Source organism: Pseudomonas sp. B5(2017), assembly GCF_002112825.1.
Lineage (GTDB): Bacteria > Pseudomonadota > Gammaproteobacteria > Pseudomonadales > Pseudomonadaceae > Aquipseudomonas > Aquipseudomonas putida_Z.
This window is the reverse complement of the sequence record NZ_NEIR01000011.1, coordinates 24,690-37,796: the sequence shown is the minus strand read 5'-3', so window position 1 is coordinate 37,796 and position 13,107 is coordinate 24,690. Positions and strand designations below refer to the sequence as shown.

The window sequence follows — 13,107 nt, the reverse complement described above, 5'->3', positions numbered from 1 at the left end:
CCCCGTTTCAACCAACCCGAGGACCGCTCCCATGGCCAACCCCCACCTGGAATACCACCTGCAACTGCTCAACCACCTGCGTACCATCCTGGTGGCCCTGGGTGACGCCGAGCAGGTACCGGAGGAAAGCCACGCCCTGTTCCTCGAGCGCTTCGACGAGCTGCTGAGCCTGCTGCCGCAGGATCCTCTGGAAAGCCAGTACCTGGGCCAGGACCTGATCTGCCAGGTAATCCAGCGCTACCCGCAAATCGCACACCTGGTACCCCGTGACCTGCTGTGGTTCTTCGCGGGCGATTGCCTGCACTATATGCCCGACGAGGAACTGGACCTTTACCAGCGGCTGGAAGAGCGCCGTTACGAAGCGGAACAGAACAATGAACCCTTCGACTGGCACGCCGAGAAGCAGCTGTTGAACCCGGCCCGCCACTGACCTTGCCAAGCACCTGGCCGTGATTCGGCCGGGTGCCTGTCGAAGTTTCAACCTTAGCCAATTACTTCGCCCTACATCCCCTTCGCCCCCCTGTCCGTACGCTGTACCTCGTTTCAAGGATGCCTTGGCAACTTGAAGCGCTGCGTGCCCTGCACACAGCCAGCCAACCTTTCAATGTACGGATTGAACAATGAAAAAAACTCTTATGGTGCTTGCCCTGAGCCTGGCAAGCAGCACGGCCTTTGCTGCCACCGACAAGATCCTCTTCAAGGGGCATATCAACGGCGGTGGTACCTGCCCTATCGAAGTGGTTGAACCGGGCATGGGTGGTCTGGGCTGGGTAGACCTCGGCGTATACCCGGTCAAGTACTTCGCCTCTAACACGTCCACCACCGATGTCGCATTCGCCCTGCGAGTCGAGGTAGATGGCACTTGCGCCTTTAATCCTGGCGACGTAGCCACTGTGAAATTCGACTCGCTGAACGGCGATGATCCCACGGGCAAGTACTACGGGATTCGCACTGACGGAGCCGACGGTCTGGCTCTGGAGATCAAGGACGAGGATGGCACGTCGATCCCTCCACGAACAGACTCCAAGGAATACCCTCTGGCTTCAACCGGCACTACCGACATGAAATTCTATGCCTCGTTGATCAAGACCGGCACCGTGACCGACGGCGCAGCCAACGCAGATTTGAACTTCGTGGTCGCTCTGCCTTGATGCCCTTCCAGGTGCCCCAGTGCACCTGGATCCTTCGCTCACCCTCACCTGGTCATCTTCCATGTTCCCCGTCACCCGCACCTCGACGCTGCTGGGCGGCTGCCTGCTGCTGCTGGCCTGCCTGCTGAACAGCGCCCATGCCGCCCTCACCATCAGCAGCACACGCATCATCTACGAAAGTAGCCAGCGCAGTGCCTCGGTGGTAGTTGCCAACCCCAGCCAGCGCCCCTTTGCCGCCCAGGCCTGGGTCAATACCCAGGCCGATGACACCACCACCGCCGTACCGTTCATGACAGCCCCGGCCTTGTTCCGGCTGGGGGCCGGCAAGGAGCAATCGGTGCAGATCAGCGGCCTGCCCAACGACCTGCCACAAGACCGCGAATCGCTGTTCTTCTTCAACCTGCAGGAGATCCCTCAGGCCATCGACGGGCAGCGCAATGCGCTGAACATTGCCCTGCGCACTCGCATCAAGCTGTTCTACCGGCCGGCCACTTTGCAAGGCGACCCGGTTCACCAGCTCAAGCAATTGCACCTCGCCAGGACCCTGCGCGAGGGCCACCCGCACCTGACGCTGCACAACCCCACGCCCTACCACTACACCTTCAGCCGCCTGGACCTGGTCAAGGGCAAACAGGAAAAAGCCCTACCCGGTGCGGACATGGTGCCACCCATGTCCGAGCTCAGCTATCCGCTGCCAGCCGAAATCGACAGCGCCGGCCTACAGGCCATCGTAGCGGTGATCACTGACTACGGCAGCACCAGCAAACCGCTGACCCTGCCCGTGCACGACACCCCCTGACCCACGGCCTTCGAAGGACTTCCCATGATCCTGCAACCCTCCGGGTGCAGGCGTTTTCGCCTGCGCCACGTTTGCCCGATGGTCATCTGCCTGTCGACCGGCACGGTGCTGGCAACCCCCTTTCCTGCGGCGCAGCCCGAGTTCGACGCAAGCTTCCTCTACCTGTCGCCCGGGCAGCCACGGGCAAATGCTGCCCATGCCCTGCATGGGTTGGCCGAGCAAAAGGCACTGCCACCTGGACGCTATCCAGTGCAGGTGCTGGTCAACCTGGCGCCGGCGGGTGTACGCGAACTGACGTTCGAAGCGGCCCCTGGCGATGAGCAGTTGCGACCGTGCCTTGGCCCTGGCCTGATGGGCGAGCTAGGGCTGCGCCTGGATGCCATCGCCGACCCAGCGGCACTTGAAAACACCTGCCTGGACTTACCCACCCTGGTACCCGGTGCGCTTGTCGACTTCGATGCCAGCCGACTGCAACTTGCCATCTCCATCCCGCAAATCGCATTGCGTCGGGACATGGCAGGCCAGGTGGACCCGGCACGTTGGGAACACGGCATCCCGGCCGCATTCGTCAGCTACCAGGCTTCCATGCAGCAAAGCGACCACCGCAGGAGCGGCAGCCAGAACACTCAGGACCTCTACCTCAACAGCGGCGTAAACCTGGCAGGCTGGCGACTGCGCAGCAACCAGGCCTGGCGCCGTGACGAAGAGGGTCGACAAACCTGGAGCCGTGCCTATACCTATGCCCAGCATGATCTGCCCGGCACCTGGGGCAATATCACCCTGGGCGAAACCTTTACCAGCAGCGATGTGTTCCGCGGCGTGCCGGTCACCGGTATGCGCCTGGCCTCCGATATCGACATGCTGCCCGACGCGATGCGCAGCTATGCCCCCACCTTGCGTGGTGTAGCGCAAACGCGTGCCAAACTCGAGGTTTGGCAAAACGGCCAACCGGGTGGTACTCAGCCTTACCAGCAACGAGCAACTGCCATTGCCTTTCGGCAGCCAGCTTCATGATGCCGACGGCAACGTGCTGGGCATTGTCGGCCCGGCTGGCCGCGCCATGCTGTCGCTTGCCGATGGCCTGCAGCTGCTGGAAGCACGCTGGGGCGAAGCGCCAGATGAGCGTTGCCGCTTCGAGCTGGATCCACAAGCCATTCCACAAAACCAAGGCTATCGCCTGCAGTCCCTGACCTGTGAATGACCTGACAAACCCTTCCCAATTATTGAACGCGCGCCCACAAAAGGCGCGCGACATCAGGAAATACCAATGAAACGCCTCCTGCCCCTGGCGCTACCCGTCATGCTTTTCGCCAGCTATCAAGCCCACGCAGGTGACAGTTGCACCTGGAGCGCGGGCACCCAGCCAATGAATATCATCCGGGTACTCTCCGGCGTGATGCATGTACCCCTCAACGCCGCCCCAGGTGACGTCATCGGTACGCCAAACCAACCGGAATTCACCCTGTCCCAACCAAGGTCGGAACTGCATTGTTACAACGATGGCGACGTGCTCTGGCGCTTCGACATGAACGCTCGCTCCATCTTTCCCGGCCCGCTACCACCTGTGGCGGGTGAACCTTCCGACGGCTACATACTGAATACCAATATCGACGGAATCGGCGCACGCATCCGCCTCGATCGGCCTTTCACCGGCACCGACCCCGCCTACTTCATGCCCGAAAGTGGCCCTGGCAAACCATTGATCCCGATGCGCTCGACTTACCAGTTCAACAACACCTTGGTTGGTTACAAGATGTCCACTCTGCGCAACGAGGTAACCTTGGTCAAGACCGGGGACATTGAGCCTGGCCTGCACACAGTCGACGCCGAACTGTTCACCGGGCATTTCGACGCAACAGGGCTGGGACTGGTGCTGCGCTACCGGTTGCAGGCCAATGTACTGCAAACCCAGTGTAGCCTGATCGGTGACCCGGTCAGCGCAAACCCGGTGGACTTGCAGGAGTGGGACAAGTCACACTTCGTCGCCAAAGGCACCACGACTTCGATCATTCCGTTCTCCATCACCTTGAGCGACTGCAAGACAGACCCTGGCGGCCTGACCAAGGCCACCATCGAACTCGACCCCGTCGATGGATCTATGCCGGTACCCGGGCTGGAGGGGGTGTTCAGCCTCACTTCTGACTCTACCGCTGAAGGTGTCGGTATCCAGATACTGAAAGATGACAACTCCCCTCTACCCTTGCAACGCGAGGTAGAGCTCCAAGCGATCCGGGATGGCAACACGATCCTGAACTTTGGCGCACGGTTCTACCAGACCGAGGACGCAAGCGCAGTTCGCGCCGGCGAGGCGAAGGGGGCCTTGAAATTCACCATGCGCTACCGCTGACCGCCAGCAAGTTTGAAACAGAGCGACGCCCAAGGCGAGGGCCCTGGGCGTCGCGCTTATTCACGGATCAGGCGGGATCTGCGGTTTCAGTCGAACTCAGAATATTTTTCGGGTCATAGCCATACGTACACTTGCCTTTGCCGGGGGCCGTAGCCTCGATCAGGCGATTCAGTGCATCGTACTTCATGGTGAGTTCGCCATCTTCCTTCAAATTTCCGTTATCGTCATACTTGAGCAGTACTTCTGGCGGATAAGGGGGGCCAAAGTTATTGGTAATACGGGAAAGCTGTGCTGGGTCCTTGGGATTTTCAAAATGATAAACCGCCATGTTCTGACCCGTAATATCATGACCACTCTCATCTTTACCATCGATGAACTTTGTCAACACCTGCCGAATATTATCAACCGCATCGAAGCGGAATACCTGGCTGATAATCTTTTTATTACAGGGGTCAACCGGGCGATAATCATCATCACCCTCACATTCATACGTAGTCAACCTGCCGCGCGTATCGTATTTGTAGGTCTCCTTGCGCAGCACTGTCGTACCGTCCGACAGAGTGCGCTCGATAATACGATCAAAATCGTCATACTCTTGGGCAAGCACCTGTTCAGCGCCGTGGCTGAACGTAAACGTACGAGAACATTCCCGCTCAAGATCATCATAGGCCAAGGTGGTCTTGAGTGAGTTTTTCTCGCCAGCGCCCTGCGGCTGGTCAATGGTTTCGTAGCTTTCAATACGGCCTAGCTCATCGTATTTGAATTCACTACTCAGTGAGCCCAATGTCGTCCGCTCCAACCGCCCGGCCTTATCGTAAGTATTGACCTGGGTCTGCTTCAGCACATCCTGATAGGACTCCATGCGCCCGAGGCAGCTGTAGCCATACACCATGTCGAGGTCGCCGCGAGTTTCCGTATGCACCTCGCCAGTCGTGTAATATGTACGCGAGAACCCCTGCCCTCCTTGCTCGGTACAGCTGAGCAGCCGCGCATTGTGCGGATCATAAACAAAGTCAGCCTCATGACCGGCAAGCGTACGCTGTACCGGTTCGTCAGTCAGATAAGGACGATATACATAATCAATTTCACCCTCCGGCGTGATGACCTTGTGCGGCTTGCTTTCCCCCTGCTTGTACTCGTATGTCTGCTCGCGCCCACCCGTACTGGACCAGACCATCAGATCCAGGCCATCGAAGCGCTGCTCGCCCAATAGCGGCAGGTCATTCACCCAGATCTTGACCGGCAGGTCTTTATCGCTGTGCGCAGCGTACGTTCGATAAACCACCTCGCCTTCGCGCAAGCTATGTGTCACCAGGCGCTGGAAGCCATCGTAAGTGAAGGCCTCCGTCTGCTTGTTCACGTTGCCGTCAAGGCCCGAGATTTCCTTGGTCTTCAGGCCAAACCCGTCGTACTCGGTCAGCGTCTGGCTTTCAAGAACCGTCTCTTTTTCATCGTCGGGGCATTCCTTCACCCAACGCCGCACCTGAACTGGCAATTCAAACAGGTCCAGCTGGGTTTCGGTCACGCCGGTCTTGCGCCCGTTATCCAACTCGTTGCCGCCGCCGTCGAACATCTGCTGCCGCCATTCACGCGTGATCGGGCCTGTCTTGCCATCACCGATAGGGTCCGTTTGCGCAAACTCACCCACACCGTCAGGCCCAATGACTCCCAGCTGTTCCTCCCAGGCGTCGTAGCGATAATGGCTTGTCAGGTACAAATCGCCGCTGGTCATCCAGTCAATCTCGGTCTCTTCCGCGAGCTTGTCCCGATTGTCGTACTTCGCGCTGTAAGTGGGCTTGGTTTCGCGATCTGACCTGGGCTTTTCCTTTGCGCCACGCACTGCGCGCCGCCTCTTTGGGCCCTCTTCTGTTATTGAGCCCGGAGAGCTGGGCGCAAACCATCATCGACAAAGACACCACGATCGATAACAGCACGCCACCAGACAACTACACGGTGCTCGACGGTGCCACTCTCACCGCCAACGGCGCCAACGCCCTCAACATCGAGGTACGGGAAGGCTCCAGGCTGGTACTCGACACCAGCACCGTGAACGCCACCGGCAATGCAACCGGGATAAGGCTGCGCGACGGCAGCAGTGCCACCCTCAGCGGCAGCCACGTGTCATCGGCAGTCCAGGGGCTGGGCCTCGGGGCAGGCACACGGCTGGATGCACACGACAGCGTGATCAGCGGCGGCAACGCCGGGGCAGTCATCAACAACAGCCTGGTGACGCTGTCCGCCAGCCAGCTGCTGGGCACCGACACCACCGGCGTGGGGGCCCAGCTGTTCGACGGCGAGCTGCAGGCCAGCGCCGGCAGCCGCATTGTCGGTGGCCAGAATGGCATTCGCTTGCGTGGCGACAGCGGCCAAGCTGCCAGGACAGGCACGGTGGTATTGGATGCCAGCCACGTAGAAGGCCAGAACGGGTCAGCGATAGCCGTCGGCACTGTAGGCAGCGCACCAGCCAGCGCCAGGATCGAGGTACTGAACGGCTCCACCCTCAAGGCCGGCAACGGCACCCTGGTTGAAGTGGGTGCCGTCGGCACCGCGGACATCCTGGTCAGTGCCAGCGCCCTGGAAGGCAATATCATCATTGCCGAAGGCGGCAGCGGCAACCTGACCCTGGCCAACCAGGCCACCCTCAAAGGCCGCCTTGAAAACCTCGATCGCCTGGCATTGAACAGCGGCGGCCGGTGGACAATGACCGGTGATGCCCAGCTCAAGGACCTGGTGATGGACGGCGGCGCGGTGGAATTTGGCGACAACGGCGAATTCCTTACACTGGAGGTGGCCACAGTGGAAGGCAGTGGCCGCTTCAACATGAATGTCGATTTCGCGGACGGCCGGGGCGACCTGCTGAAAATAACCGGTAATGCCACCGGCAACCACCAGATCCGGGTTACCAGCACCGGCAAGGATCCACTGGCCGATAGCGAACTGCGCCTGGTGGAGACCGCCGCAGGCAGCGATGCCAGCTTCACCCTGGAGGGCGGGCCGGTTGACCTCGGTACCTTCGCCTACGGCCTGGCACAACGCGGCAATGACTGGTACCTGGATACCTCGATGCGTTCGCTCAGCAACGGCACCCAGACCATCCTGGCACTGGCCAATACCGCTCCCACGGTGTGGTATGGCGAGCTCACCACCTTGCGCAGCCGCATGGGTGAAGTGCGCCGCAACGATGGTGCTGCGGGCGCCTGGATGCGCAGCTATGGCAACCAGTACAACGCCTCTACCTCCGGCTTCGGTTACAAGCAACAGCAACAAGGGCTGTCGTTCGGTGCCGATGGCCGCTTGCCAATCGGCGACGGCAACTGGCTGGCCGGGGTAACGGCAGGTTACAGCAATTCCGACCTCAACCTGCAGGGCGGCAGTTCGGGCTCGGTCGACAGCTACCACATCGGTGCCTACACCACCTGGCTCGACCCACAAAGCGGCTACTACTTCGACGGGGTTGCCAAGCTCAACCGCTACCAGAACCGCGCCGATGTGCAACTGAGCGACGGCAGCAAGACCAAAGGCGATTACAGCAACCACGGCATCGGCGTTTCGCTGGAGGCCGGCCGGCACATCAAGCTGGACCATGGCTATTTCATCGAGCCTTATGCCCAGCTGGCGGCCATGGCAATCGAGGGGCAGTCGTACCACCTGGCCAATGGCTTGCAAGCCAGCGGTGACGACACCCGCTCGCTGCAAGGCAAGCTGGGGGCTACCGCCGGGCGCACCTTCGACTTCGGCCAGAGCCGCATGCTCCAGCCTTATGTGCGGGTTGCCGGGGCCCATGAGTTCGTCAACAACAACCGCGTGAAAGTCAACGGCAACAGCCTGGATAACGACCTGGGCGGTTCTCGTGCAGAGCTGGGTGCCGGTGTGGTAGCGGCCTGGGCCGAGCAGTGGCAAGTGCATGCGGAGTTCGACTATGCCAACGGCGAACGCCTGGAACAGCCGTGGGGGGCCAGCCTGGGCGTACGTTACAACTGGTAGCCGTGAATAGTGCCCGGCAGCATCCTTGATCCACTGCTGGGCCCGTCATTCATGCGATGAGTTTTTCATTCCGGAGGCGTCACCATGTCTTTCGTAGCTCACCTTCGTTGGTTGTTTACCCGCTTGCTTCGACCGACGGCCCAGTCGGACAAGCTTGCTCCTGTCCTGATTGAAGACCTACTGGACGATATCGAGGGCGGCGAGAGCAACCTGTTGCGCTACAGCGCTACGCAAAAGCCCCTGCGCGTGGCGTTCGAGATGTGGGAAAACTCCGACCCGAGCCCGGATGGCCCCGAAACACTAACGCTGTTCTGGAATGATCAGCCAGTCGACAGCAAGACCTGGACCGCTACGGTAGCCGAAACGGATCTTTTCATCATAGTGCCGGAACGCTACATGAGCACTGATGGGAAGCATACACTGCGCTACGAGGTGGAGCTGTATAACAGCAATGTTTCAGTCTCCCGGCCATTGGATATCTACATATTCACAACCCCGCCCGAACTCGCCAAGGATAGCGCCCTGCTGTTCGACCCGGCAGTCATTGCCAATGGGGTGACCGATGCCTACCTTCAGACCAATGGCGACGCCCTGCCCGCCATGGTTCCGGCCTACAAGAACGTTCGCCCCGGTGATGTCCTGACCTGGTACTGGAGCAAAACAGTCGGCGGCCAGGACCTGGTAGACAGCTGGACCCTGACCCTTGACGACACAAGCAAGCCGTTGCAAATCAATTTCCCCGGCGAGCTCATCCGCAAGCTGGGTGACGGCATTCGCTATGCGCATTACACGGTGCAGGACCGCGCCGGCACCCCTCTGCAACGCGCGCTGCCGATAGATCTGCAGTGCAACGCCACCCCACTGCCAACAAGGTTCGCTCCCCCTTACCTGAAGGAAACAGGCAGCACCGGCAGTAGCAGCACGTTGAAACCAGCACGGGCCACGAACGGTGGCACAGCGGTCATCAAATCGGGCAGCAGCTTCGAACCCGACGACATCGTGACAATGTACTTTGCGCATCCGGGCGAACACGGTGCCTTCAGCGCAGTCGTGAGCATTGCCCCCGGCGAGATGGAGTGTGCTATCCCCAGAGCGAACATTGCGGCGCGGATGGGCAGCAAGCTGGAGCTGTATTTCGAAGTCACGCGGCGTGGCAAGAATCACCCCTCAGACCCGCACCTTCTCAAGGTGGAAGCCCCGGACATTGGAGCCCCACAATCTGAACAGATCGGCAGCGAGCCGTTGAGCCTGAGCAAAATGGGCCCTGTGACCTTTACCCTGGAGCGCTGGGTGCTCAAGGATACCGGCCAGTTCGTCAGGCTTTACATTACAGGCGTACGCAACGATGGCAGCAAGGACCCGGTCGTGGTCGCAGAGGCAACACCGGTACCGTCGGCTGATGGCGACATGACGATCGGGACGGTAACTGCTGATGCGCTGAGGGTATTCGTCACACCGTCGGATCTGGAGATACTGGCGTTCCTCAGTGTCGACAACAAGCAGAGTTGGATTACCTCTCTTCCATTGCCGGTTCAACTGGTGAAATGACCAAAAAAAAACCACTCCATATGGAGTGGTTTTTTTGAATTGGAGCGGGAAACGAGACTCGAACTCGCGACCCCGACCTTGGCAAGGTCGTGCTCTACCAACTGAGCTATTCCCGCATTGTGAAGCTTTACCGCTATCGGCGTGAAGCGCCTTGAAGACCTTCACCACCACTGCACCGCATAGACGCCACAGTATTGAACTGGAGCGGGAAACGAGACTCGAACTCGCGACCCCGACCTTGGCAAGGTCGTGCTCTACCAACTGAGCTATTCCCGCAAATGGCGTCCCCTAGGGGACTCGAACCCCTGTTACCGCCGTGAAAGGGCGGTGTCCTAGGCCACTAGACGAAGGGGACACACGACACTTTTCAGTGCACCAGGTTTGAACCTCACGATTCAGCCTGGATTTTCTTTTCCTGCCCCGCCATTAGGCGCTGCCGGAGAAACTGGAGCGGGAAACGAGACTCGAACTCGCGACCCCGACCTTGGCAAGGTCGTGCTCTACCAACTGAGCTATTCCCGCAAATTGGCGTCCCCTAGGGGACTCGAACCCCTGTTACCGCCGTGAAAGGGCGGTGTCCTAGGCCACTAGACGAAGGGGACACGCTGCTGGCATTACTGCCTGCTTTCACTCCCTGCCGCGTTTCGCTGTGTGCTTTACGCTGCAAGTGGCGCGCATTCTATGGATGGTTCGGACAGGCGTCAACCCCTTTGTAGAAATTTATTTAAATCAATGACTTCCGGGTGAGTTGGGGTGCAGATGCGGGAGGGGTTGCCGATATAGGGAGAGGCAATCCTGTGCCGGCCCTTTCGCGGCTAAAGCCGCTCCCACAGGGACCGTGCGCAGCTTGAAGGCAGTGCCGTACCTGTGGGAGCGGCTTTAGCCGCGAAAAGGCCGGTACAGGCATATAGCCGCTATTCGCCCCCCGGCAAACTCACTACACTCAAAGCTGTAATTCTTCTTCAATGAGGCATTAACGGTGACACCACTTCTGATCACCCTGCTCATCGTGGCGGGTATCGCGTTGCTGATCGTGATCGGCTACCTAAACAATGTGGTCGAGAACGGCAAGCTCGAGCGCGCCCGGATGAAGGTCGAGCTGGCCGACCGCCTGCGCCGCTGTGGCGAAATCACCGAGACCTTCCCCGGCCAGTTCATGACCCCGGCGCTGAAGTTGCTGCTGACCCGCCTGGAGCTCAACCTCAACCAGCGTCAACTGGCGATGGACAAGCACAATGCCGAAATCAAGGCGCGCATCGCCGAACTGGAGAGGCTGATTGCCCAGGGCGGGCAAATTCCGGTGAACAACCCGCCCAACCCGATCCAGACCGAGATCAAGGCCAAAGATGTCCGCTTCCTGCTGGAGGCGTTGCACAACCAGGTGACCCGCGCCGCCCAGGAGGGCTTCCTGCCCACGCCCGAGGCCAAGCAATGGATCAAGGAAATCCGCCATATCCTGGTGCTGCTGCATATCGAGTTCTTCAACAACCTCGGCCAGCAGGCCCTGCAGCAGAACCAGCCAGGCCAGGCGCGCCTGGCCTTCGAGCGCGGCGTGCAGTACCTGCGCAAGCAGCCGGAACCGAAGGTGTATGAAGAGCAGCTGACGTACCTGGAGAAGCTGCTGGCCCGGGCCAACGCCCAGGTGCTGGACCGCATGGCCCCGGCGGAGGACGAGCAGAATGAACTGACCCAGGGGCTCAAGACCGATGAGGAAGAGACCTGGAAGAAGAAGGTGATGTACGACTGATGCTTTAACCTGTACTGGCCTCTTCGCGGCTAAAGCCGCTCCCACAGGGACCGCATCGCCCTCAGGCTTGATGCCATCCTTGTGGGAGCGGCTTTAGCCGCGAAGAGGCCGGTACAGGCAACGACCATCAGCAGTCGGTCAGTTCCAGAAAAATCGCCGCCAACCGCTCCAACCCCACCTGATCCGCCTCACTGAAGCGCCCAAGCTTCGGGCTGTCCAGGTCCAGCACACCAATCAACCTGCCCTCCTTCACCAGCGGGATCACCAGCTCGCTGTTGGACGCGCTGTCGCAGGCAATGTGCCCCGGGAACGCATGCACGTCCTCTACCCGCTGGGTCTGCCGGGTGGCCGCTGCCGCCCCGCACACGCCCTTGCTGAACGGGATGCGCACGCACGCCACCTGGCCCTGGAACGGGCCCAGCACCAGTTCTTCGTTGCGGTTGAGGTAGAACCCCGCCCAGTTCAGGTCGTCCACCTGGTTATAGAGGAACGCCGAAAACTGCGCGGCATTGGCGATGAAGTCACGCTCGTCGGCAAACAGCGCCTGCACTTGCGCCGCCAGCAGGTTGTAGCCGTCGAGGCCGGCGCCACTGGCATTGAGGTCGATCATTTACTTTTGCTCCAGCAATTGCAGCCCGACCCAGTAGCGGGCGAACTGATAGGCACAACGGCCATTACGGTTACCGCGGCCGGTGGCCCAGCGCACGGCGAGGATGTCGAGTTCTTCGCTGCGCTGCCAGGCCAGGCCGGCAGTTTGCGCGAGCTGGCCGATCCAGTGCTCGACCACGTTCAGGAAGTGTTCCTGGGTGAAGGGGTAGAACGACAGCCACAGGCCAAAACGGTCGGACAGGGCAATCTTGTCTTCCACCGCTTCGCTGGGGTGCAGCTCGCCGTCCACGCGCCTCCAGTTCTCGTTGTCGCTCTCCTTCTCCGGCACCAGGTGGCGGCGGTTGGAGGTAGCGTACAGCAGCACGTTGTCGGGGGCCTGCTCTAGCGAGCCGTCGAGCACGCTCTTGAGCACCCGGTAGTCGCCCTCCCCGGCTTCGAACGACAGGTCGTCGCAGAACAGGATGAAGCGCTGCGGCAGCTTCTGCAGCTGCTCGACTACACGCGGCAGGTCGGCCAGGTGGTCGCGTTCGATTTCGATCAGGCGCAGGCCGGCACCGGCGTGCTCGGCCAGCAGGGCACGTACCAGCGACGACTTGCCGGTGCCGCGCGAGCCCCACAGCAGTGCATGGTTGGCCGGCATGCCGTTGATGAACTGATGGGTGTTGCGGCCCAGCTGGTCACGCTGCAGGTCGACGCCGATCAGGTCGCTGAGGCGGATGTCCAGGCTGACTTCCAGCGGCAGCAGGTAGCCGCTGCGGCCATCGCGCTGCCAGCGCGCGGCCAGGGTGGCGGCCCAGTCGATGTTCGGGCGCTGGGCCGGCAACAGGGGTTCGAGGCGGGCCAGTACCGATTCGGCGCGGTCCAGGAAAGCAATCAAGCGAGCGTCCATCAGGGCTCCTGCAAATTCAGATTCGGGGCTGCT

General features: G+C 60.5%; 12 protein-coding genes and 5 tRNA genes. 9 read left to right on the top strand and 8 right to left on the bottom strand.

Annotated elements, in window-relative coordinates; translation table 11 throughout:
• Positions 1–31 precede the first annotated feature (31 nt).
• The 6 genes from CAG00_RS17425 (at position 32) to CAG00_RS17400 (ending at position 4,297) form a co-directional block, all read left to right on the top strand.
• A complete protein-coding gene (locus CAG00_RS17425; RefSeq protein ID WP_085664914.1) occupies positions 32–430 on the top strand; it encodes a PA2817 family protein in 399 nt (132 codons plus the stop codon).
• A gap of 190 nt (positions 431–620) precedes the next feature.
• The gene (locus tag CAG00_RS17420; RefSeq protein ID WP_085664913.1) at positions 621–1,151 is read left to right on the top strand and encodes a fimbrial protein; all 531 of its coding nucleotides are present in this window, start codon (positions 621–623) and stop codon (positions 1,149–1,151) included.
• A gap of 61 nt (positions 1,152–1,212) precedes the next feature.
• Positions 1,213–1,950 (top strand): molecular chaperone, encoded by a 738-nt coding sequence (locus tag CAG00_RS17415; RefSeq protein ID WP_085618152.1) that lies wholly within the window; start codon positions 1,213–1,215, stop codon positions 1,948–1,950.
• A gap of 24 nt (positions 1,951–1,974) precedes the next feature.
• Entirely contained in the window at positions 1,975–2,964 is a 990-nt protein-coding gene (locus CAG00_RS17410) for a FimD/PapC N-terminal domain-containing protein (protein ID WP_256579024.1), read from the top strand.
• The gene (locus CAG00_RS17405) at positions 2,939–3,151 is read left to right on the top strand and encodes a FimD/PapC C-terminal domain-containing protein (RefSeq protein ID WP_176240897.1); all 213 of its coding nucleotides are present in this window, start codon (positions 2,939–2,941) and stop codon (positions 3,149–3,151) included. The genes CAG00_RS17410 and CAG00_RS17405 overlap by 26 nt, the downstream gene beginning before the upstream one ends.
• A gap of 66 nt (positions 3,152–3,217) precedes the next feature.
• The gene (locus tag CAG00_RS17400; RefSeq protein ID WP_085664911.1) at positions 3,218–4,297 is read left to right on the top strand and encodes a fimbrial protein; all 1,080 of its coding nucleotides are present in this window, start codon (positions 3,218–3,220) and stop codon (positions 4,295–4,297) included.
• Between the two features lie 67 nt (positions 4,298–4,364).
• On the opposite strand, the gene CAG00_RS17395 is transcribed toward CAG00_RS17400, so the two are convergent.
• Complete coding sequence (locus tag CAG00_RS17395) at positions 4,365–6,137, bottom strand: RHS repeat domain-containing protein (protein ID WP_085664910.1); 1,773 nt, start codon at positions 6,135–6,137, stop codon at positions 4,365–4,367.
• Between the two features lie 32 nt (positions 6,138–6,169).
• On the opposite strand from CAG00_RS17395, the gene CAG00_RS17390 reads away from it, so the two are divergent.
• Both CAG00_RS17390 and CAG00_RS17385 read left to right on the top strand, forming a co-directional pair.
• Positions 6,170–8,281: an autotransporter outer membrane beta-barrel domain-containing protein gene (locus tag CAG00_RS17390; protein ID WP_256579023.1), complete on the top strand. Its 2,112-nt coding sequence runs from the start codon at positions 6,170–6,172 to the stop codon at positions 8,279–8,281.
• 84 nt (positions 8,282–8,365) lie between these two features.
• Positions 8,366–9,829: a hypothetical protein gene (locus CAG00_RS17385; protein WP_085664908.1), complete on the top strand. Its 1,464-nt coding sequence runs from the start codon at positions 8,366–8,368 to the stop codon at positions 9,827–9,829.
• Positions 9,830–9,869: 40 nt separating this feature from the next.
• Here the strand turns inward: CAG00_RS17385 and CAG00_RS17380 are convergent.
• The 5 genes from CAG00_RS17380 to CAG00_RS17360 all read right to left on the bottom strand — a co-directional run bounded on the left by CAG00_RS17380 (position 9,870) and on the right by CAG00_RS17360 (position 10,431).
• Positions 9,870–9,945: transfer RNA gene (locus CAG00_RS17380), tRNA-Gly, on the bottom strand.
• Between the two features lie 84 nt (positions 9,946–10,029).
• A tRNA-Gly gene (locus tag CAG00_RS17375) sits at positions 10,030–10,105 on the bottom strand.
• A gap of 3 nt (positions 10,106–10,108) precedes the next feature.
• Positions 10,109–10,184: transfer RNA gene (locus CAG00_RS17370), tRNA-Glu, on the bottom strand.
• Positions 10,185–10,275: 91 nt separating this feature from the next.
• A tRNA-Gly gene (locus CAG00_RS17365) sits at positions 10,276–10,351 on the bottom strand.
• 4 nt (positions 10,352–10,355) lie between these two features.
• Positions 10,356–10,431 (bottom strand) — tRNA-Glu (locus CAG00_RS17360).
• A gap of 377 nt (positions 10,432–10,808) precedes the next feature.
• Here CAG00_RS17360 and CAG00_RS17355 point away from each other — a divergent pair.
• Entirely contained in the window at positions 10,809–11,576 is a 768-nt protein-coding gene (locus tag CAG00_RS17355) for a hypothetical protein (protein ID WP_085664907.1), read from the top strand.
• A gap of 127 nt (positions 11,577–11,703) precedes the next feature.
• On the opposite strand, the gene CAG00_RS17350 is transcribed toward CAG00_RS17355, so the two are convergent.
• Complete coding sequence (locus CAG00_RS17350) at positions 11,704–12,186, bottom strand: GAF domain-containing protein (protein ID WP_003260813.1); 483 nt, start codon at positions 12,184–12,186, stop codon at positions 11,704–11,706.
• Positions 12,187–13,074, bottom strand: coding sequence for an ATP-binding protein (locus CAG00_RS17345; RefSeq protein ID WP_085664906.1), 888 nt, complete (start codon positions 13,072–13,074; stop codon positions 12,187–12,189).
• Positions 13,075–13,107: the final 33 nt, after the last annotated feature.

Excerpts from the sequence above, each read along its gene's own strand:
- CAG00_RS17425 (WP_085664914.1), top strand. The coding sequence starts at position 32 with ATGGCCAACCCCCACCTGGAATACCACCTGCAACTGCTCAACCACCTG.
- CAG00_RS17420 (WP_085664913.1), top strand. The coding sequence starts at position 621 with ATGAAAAAAACTCTTATGGTGCTTGCCCTGAGCCTGGCAAGCAGCACG.
- CAG00_RS17415 (WP_085618152.1), top strand. The coding sequence starts at position 1,213 with ATGTTCCCCGTCACCCGCACCTCGACGCTGCTGGGCGGCTGCCTGCTG.
- CAG00_RS17410 (WP_256579024.1), top strand. The coding sequence starts at position 1,975 with ATGATCCTGCAACCCTCCGGGTGCAGGCGTTTTCGCCTGCGCCACGTT.
- CAG00_RS17400 (WP_085664911.1), top strand. The coding sequence starts at position 3,218 with ATGAAACGCCTCCTGCCCCTGGCGCTACCCGTCATGCTTTTCGCCAGC.
- CAG00_RS17385 (WP_085664908.1), top strand. The coding sequence starts at position 8,366 with ATGTCTTTCGTAGCTCACCTTCGTTGGTTGTTTACCCGCTTGCTTCGA.
- CAG00_RS17350 (WP_003260813.1), bottom strand. The coding sequence starts at position 12,186 with ATGATCGACCTCAATGCCAGTGGCGCCGGCCTCGACGGCTACAACCTG.
- CAG00_RS17345 (WP_085664906.1), bottom strand. The coding sequence starts at position 13,074 with ATGGACGCTCGCTTGATTGCTTTCCTGGACCGCGCCGAATCGGTACTG.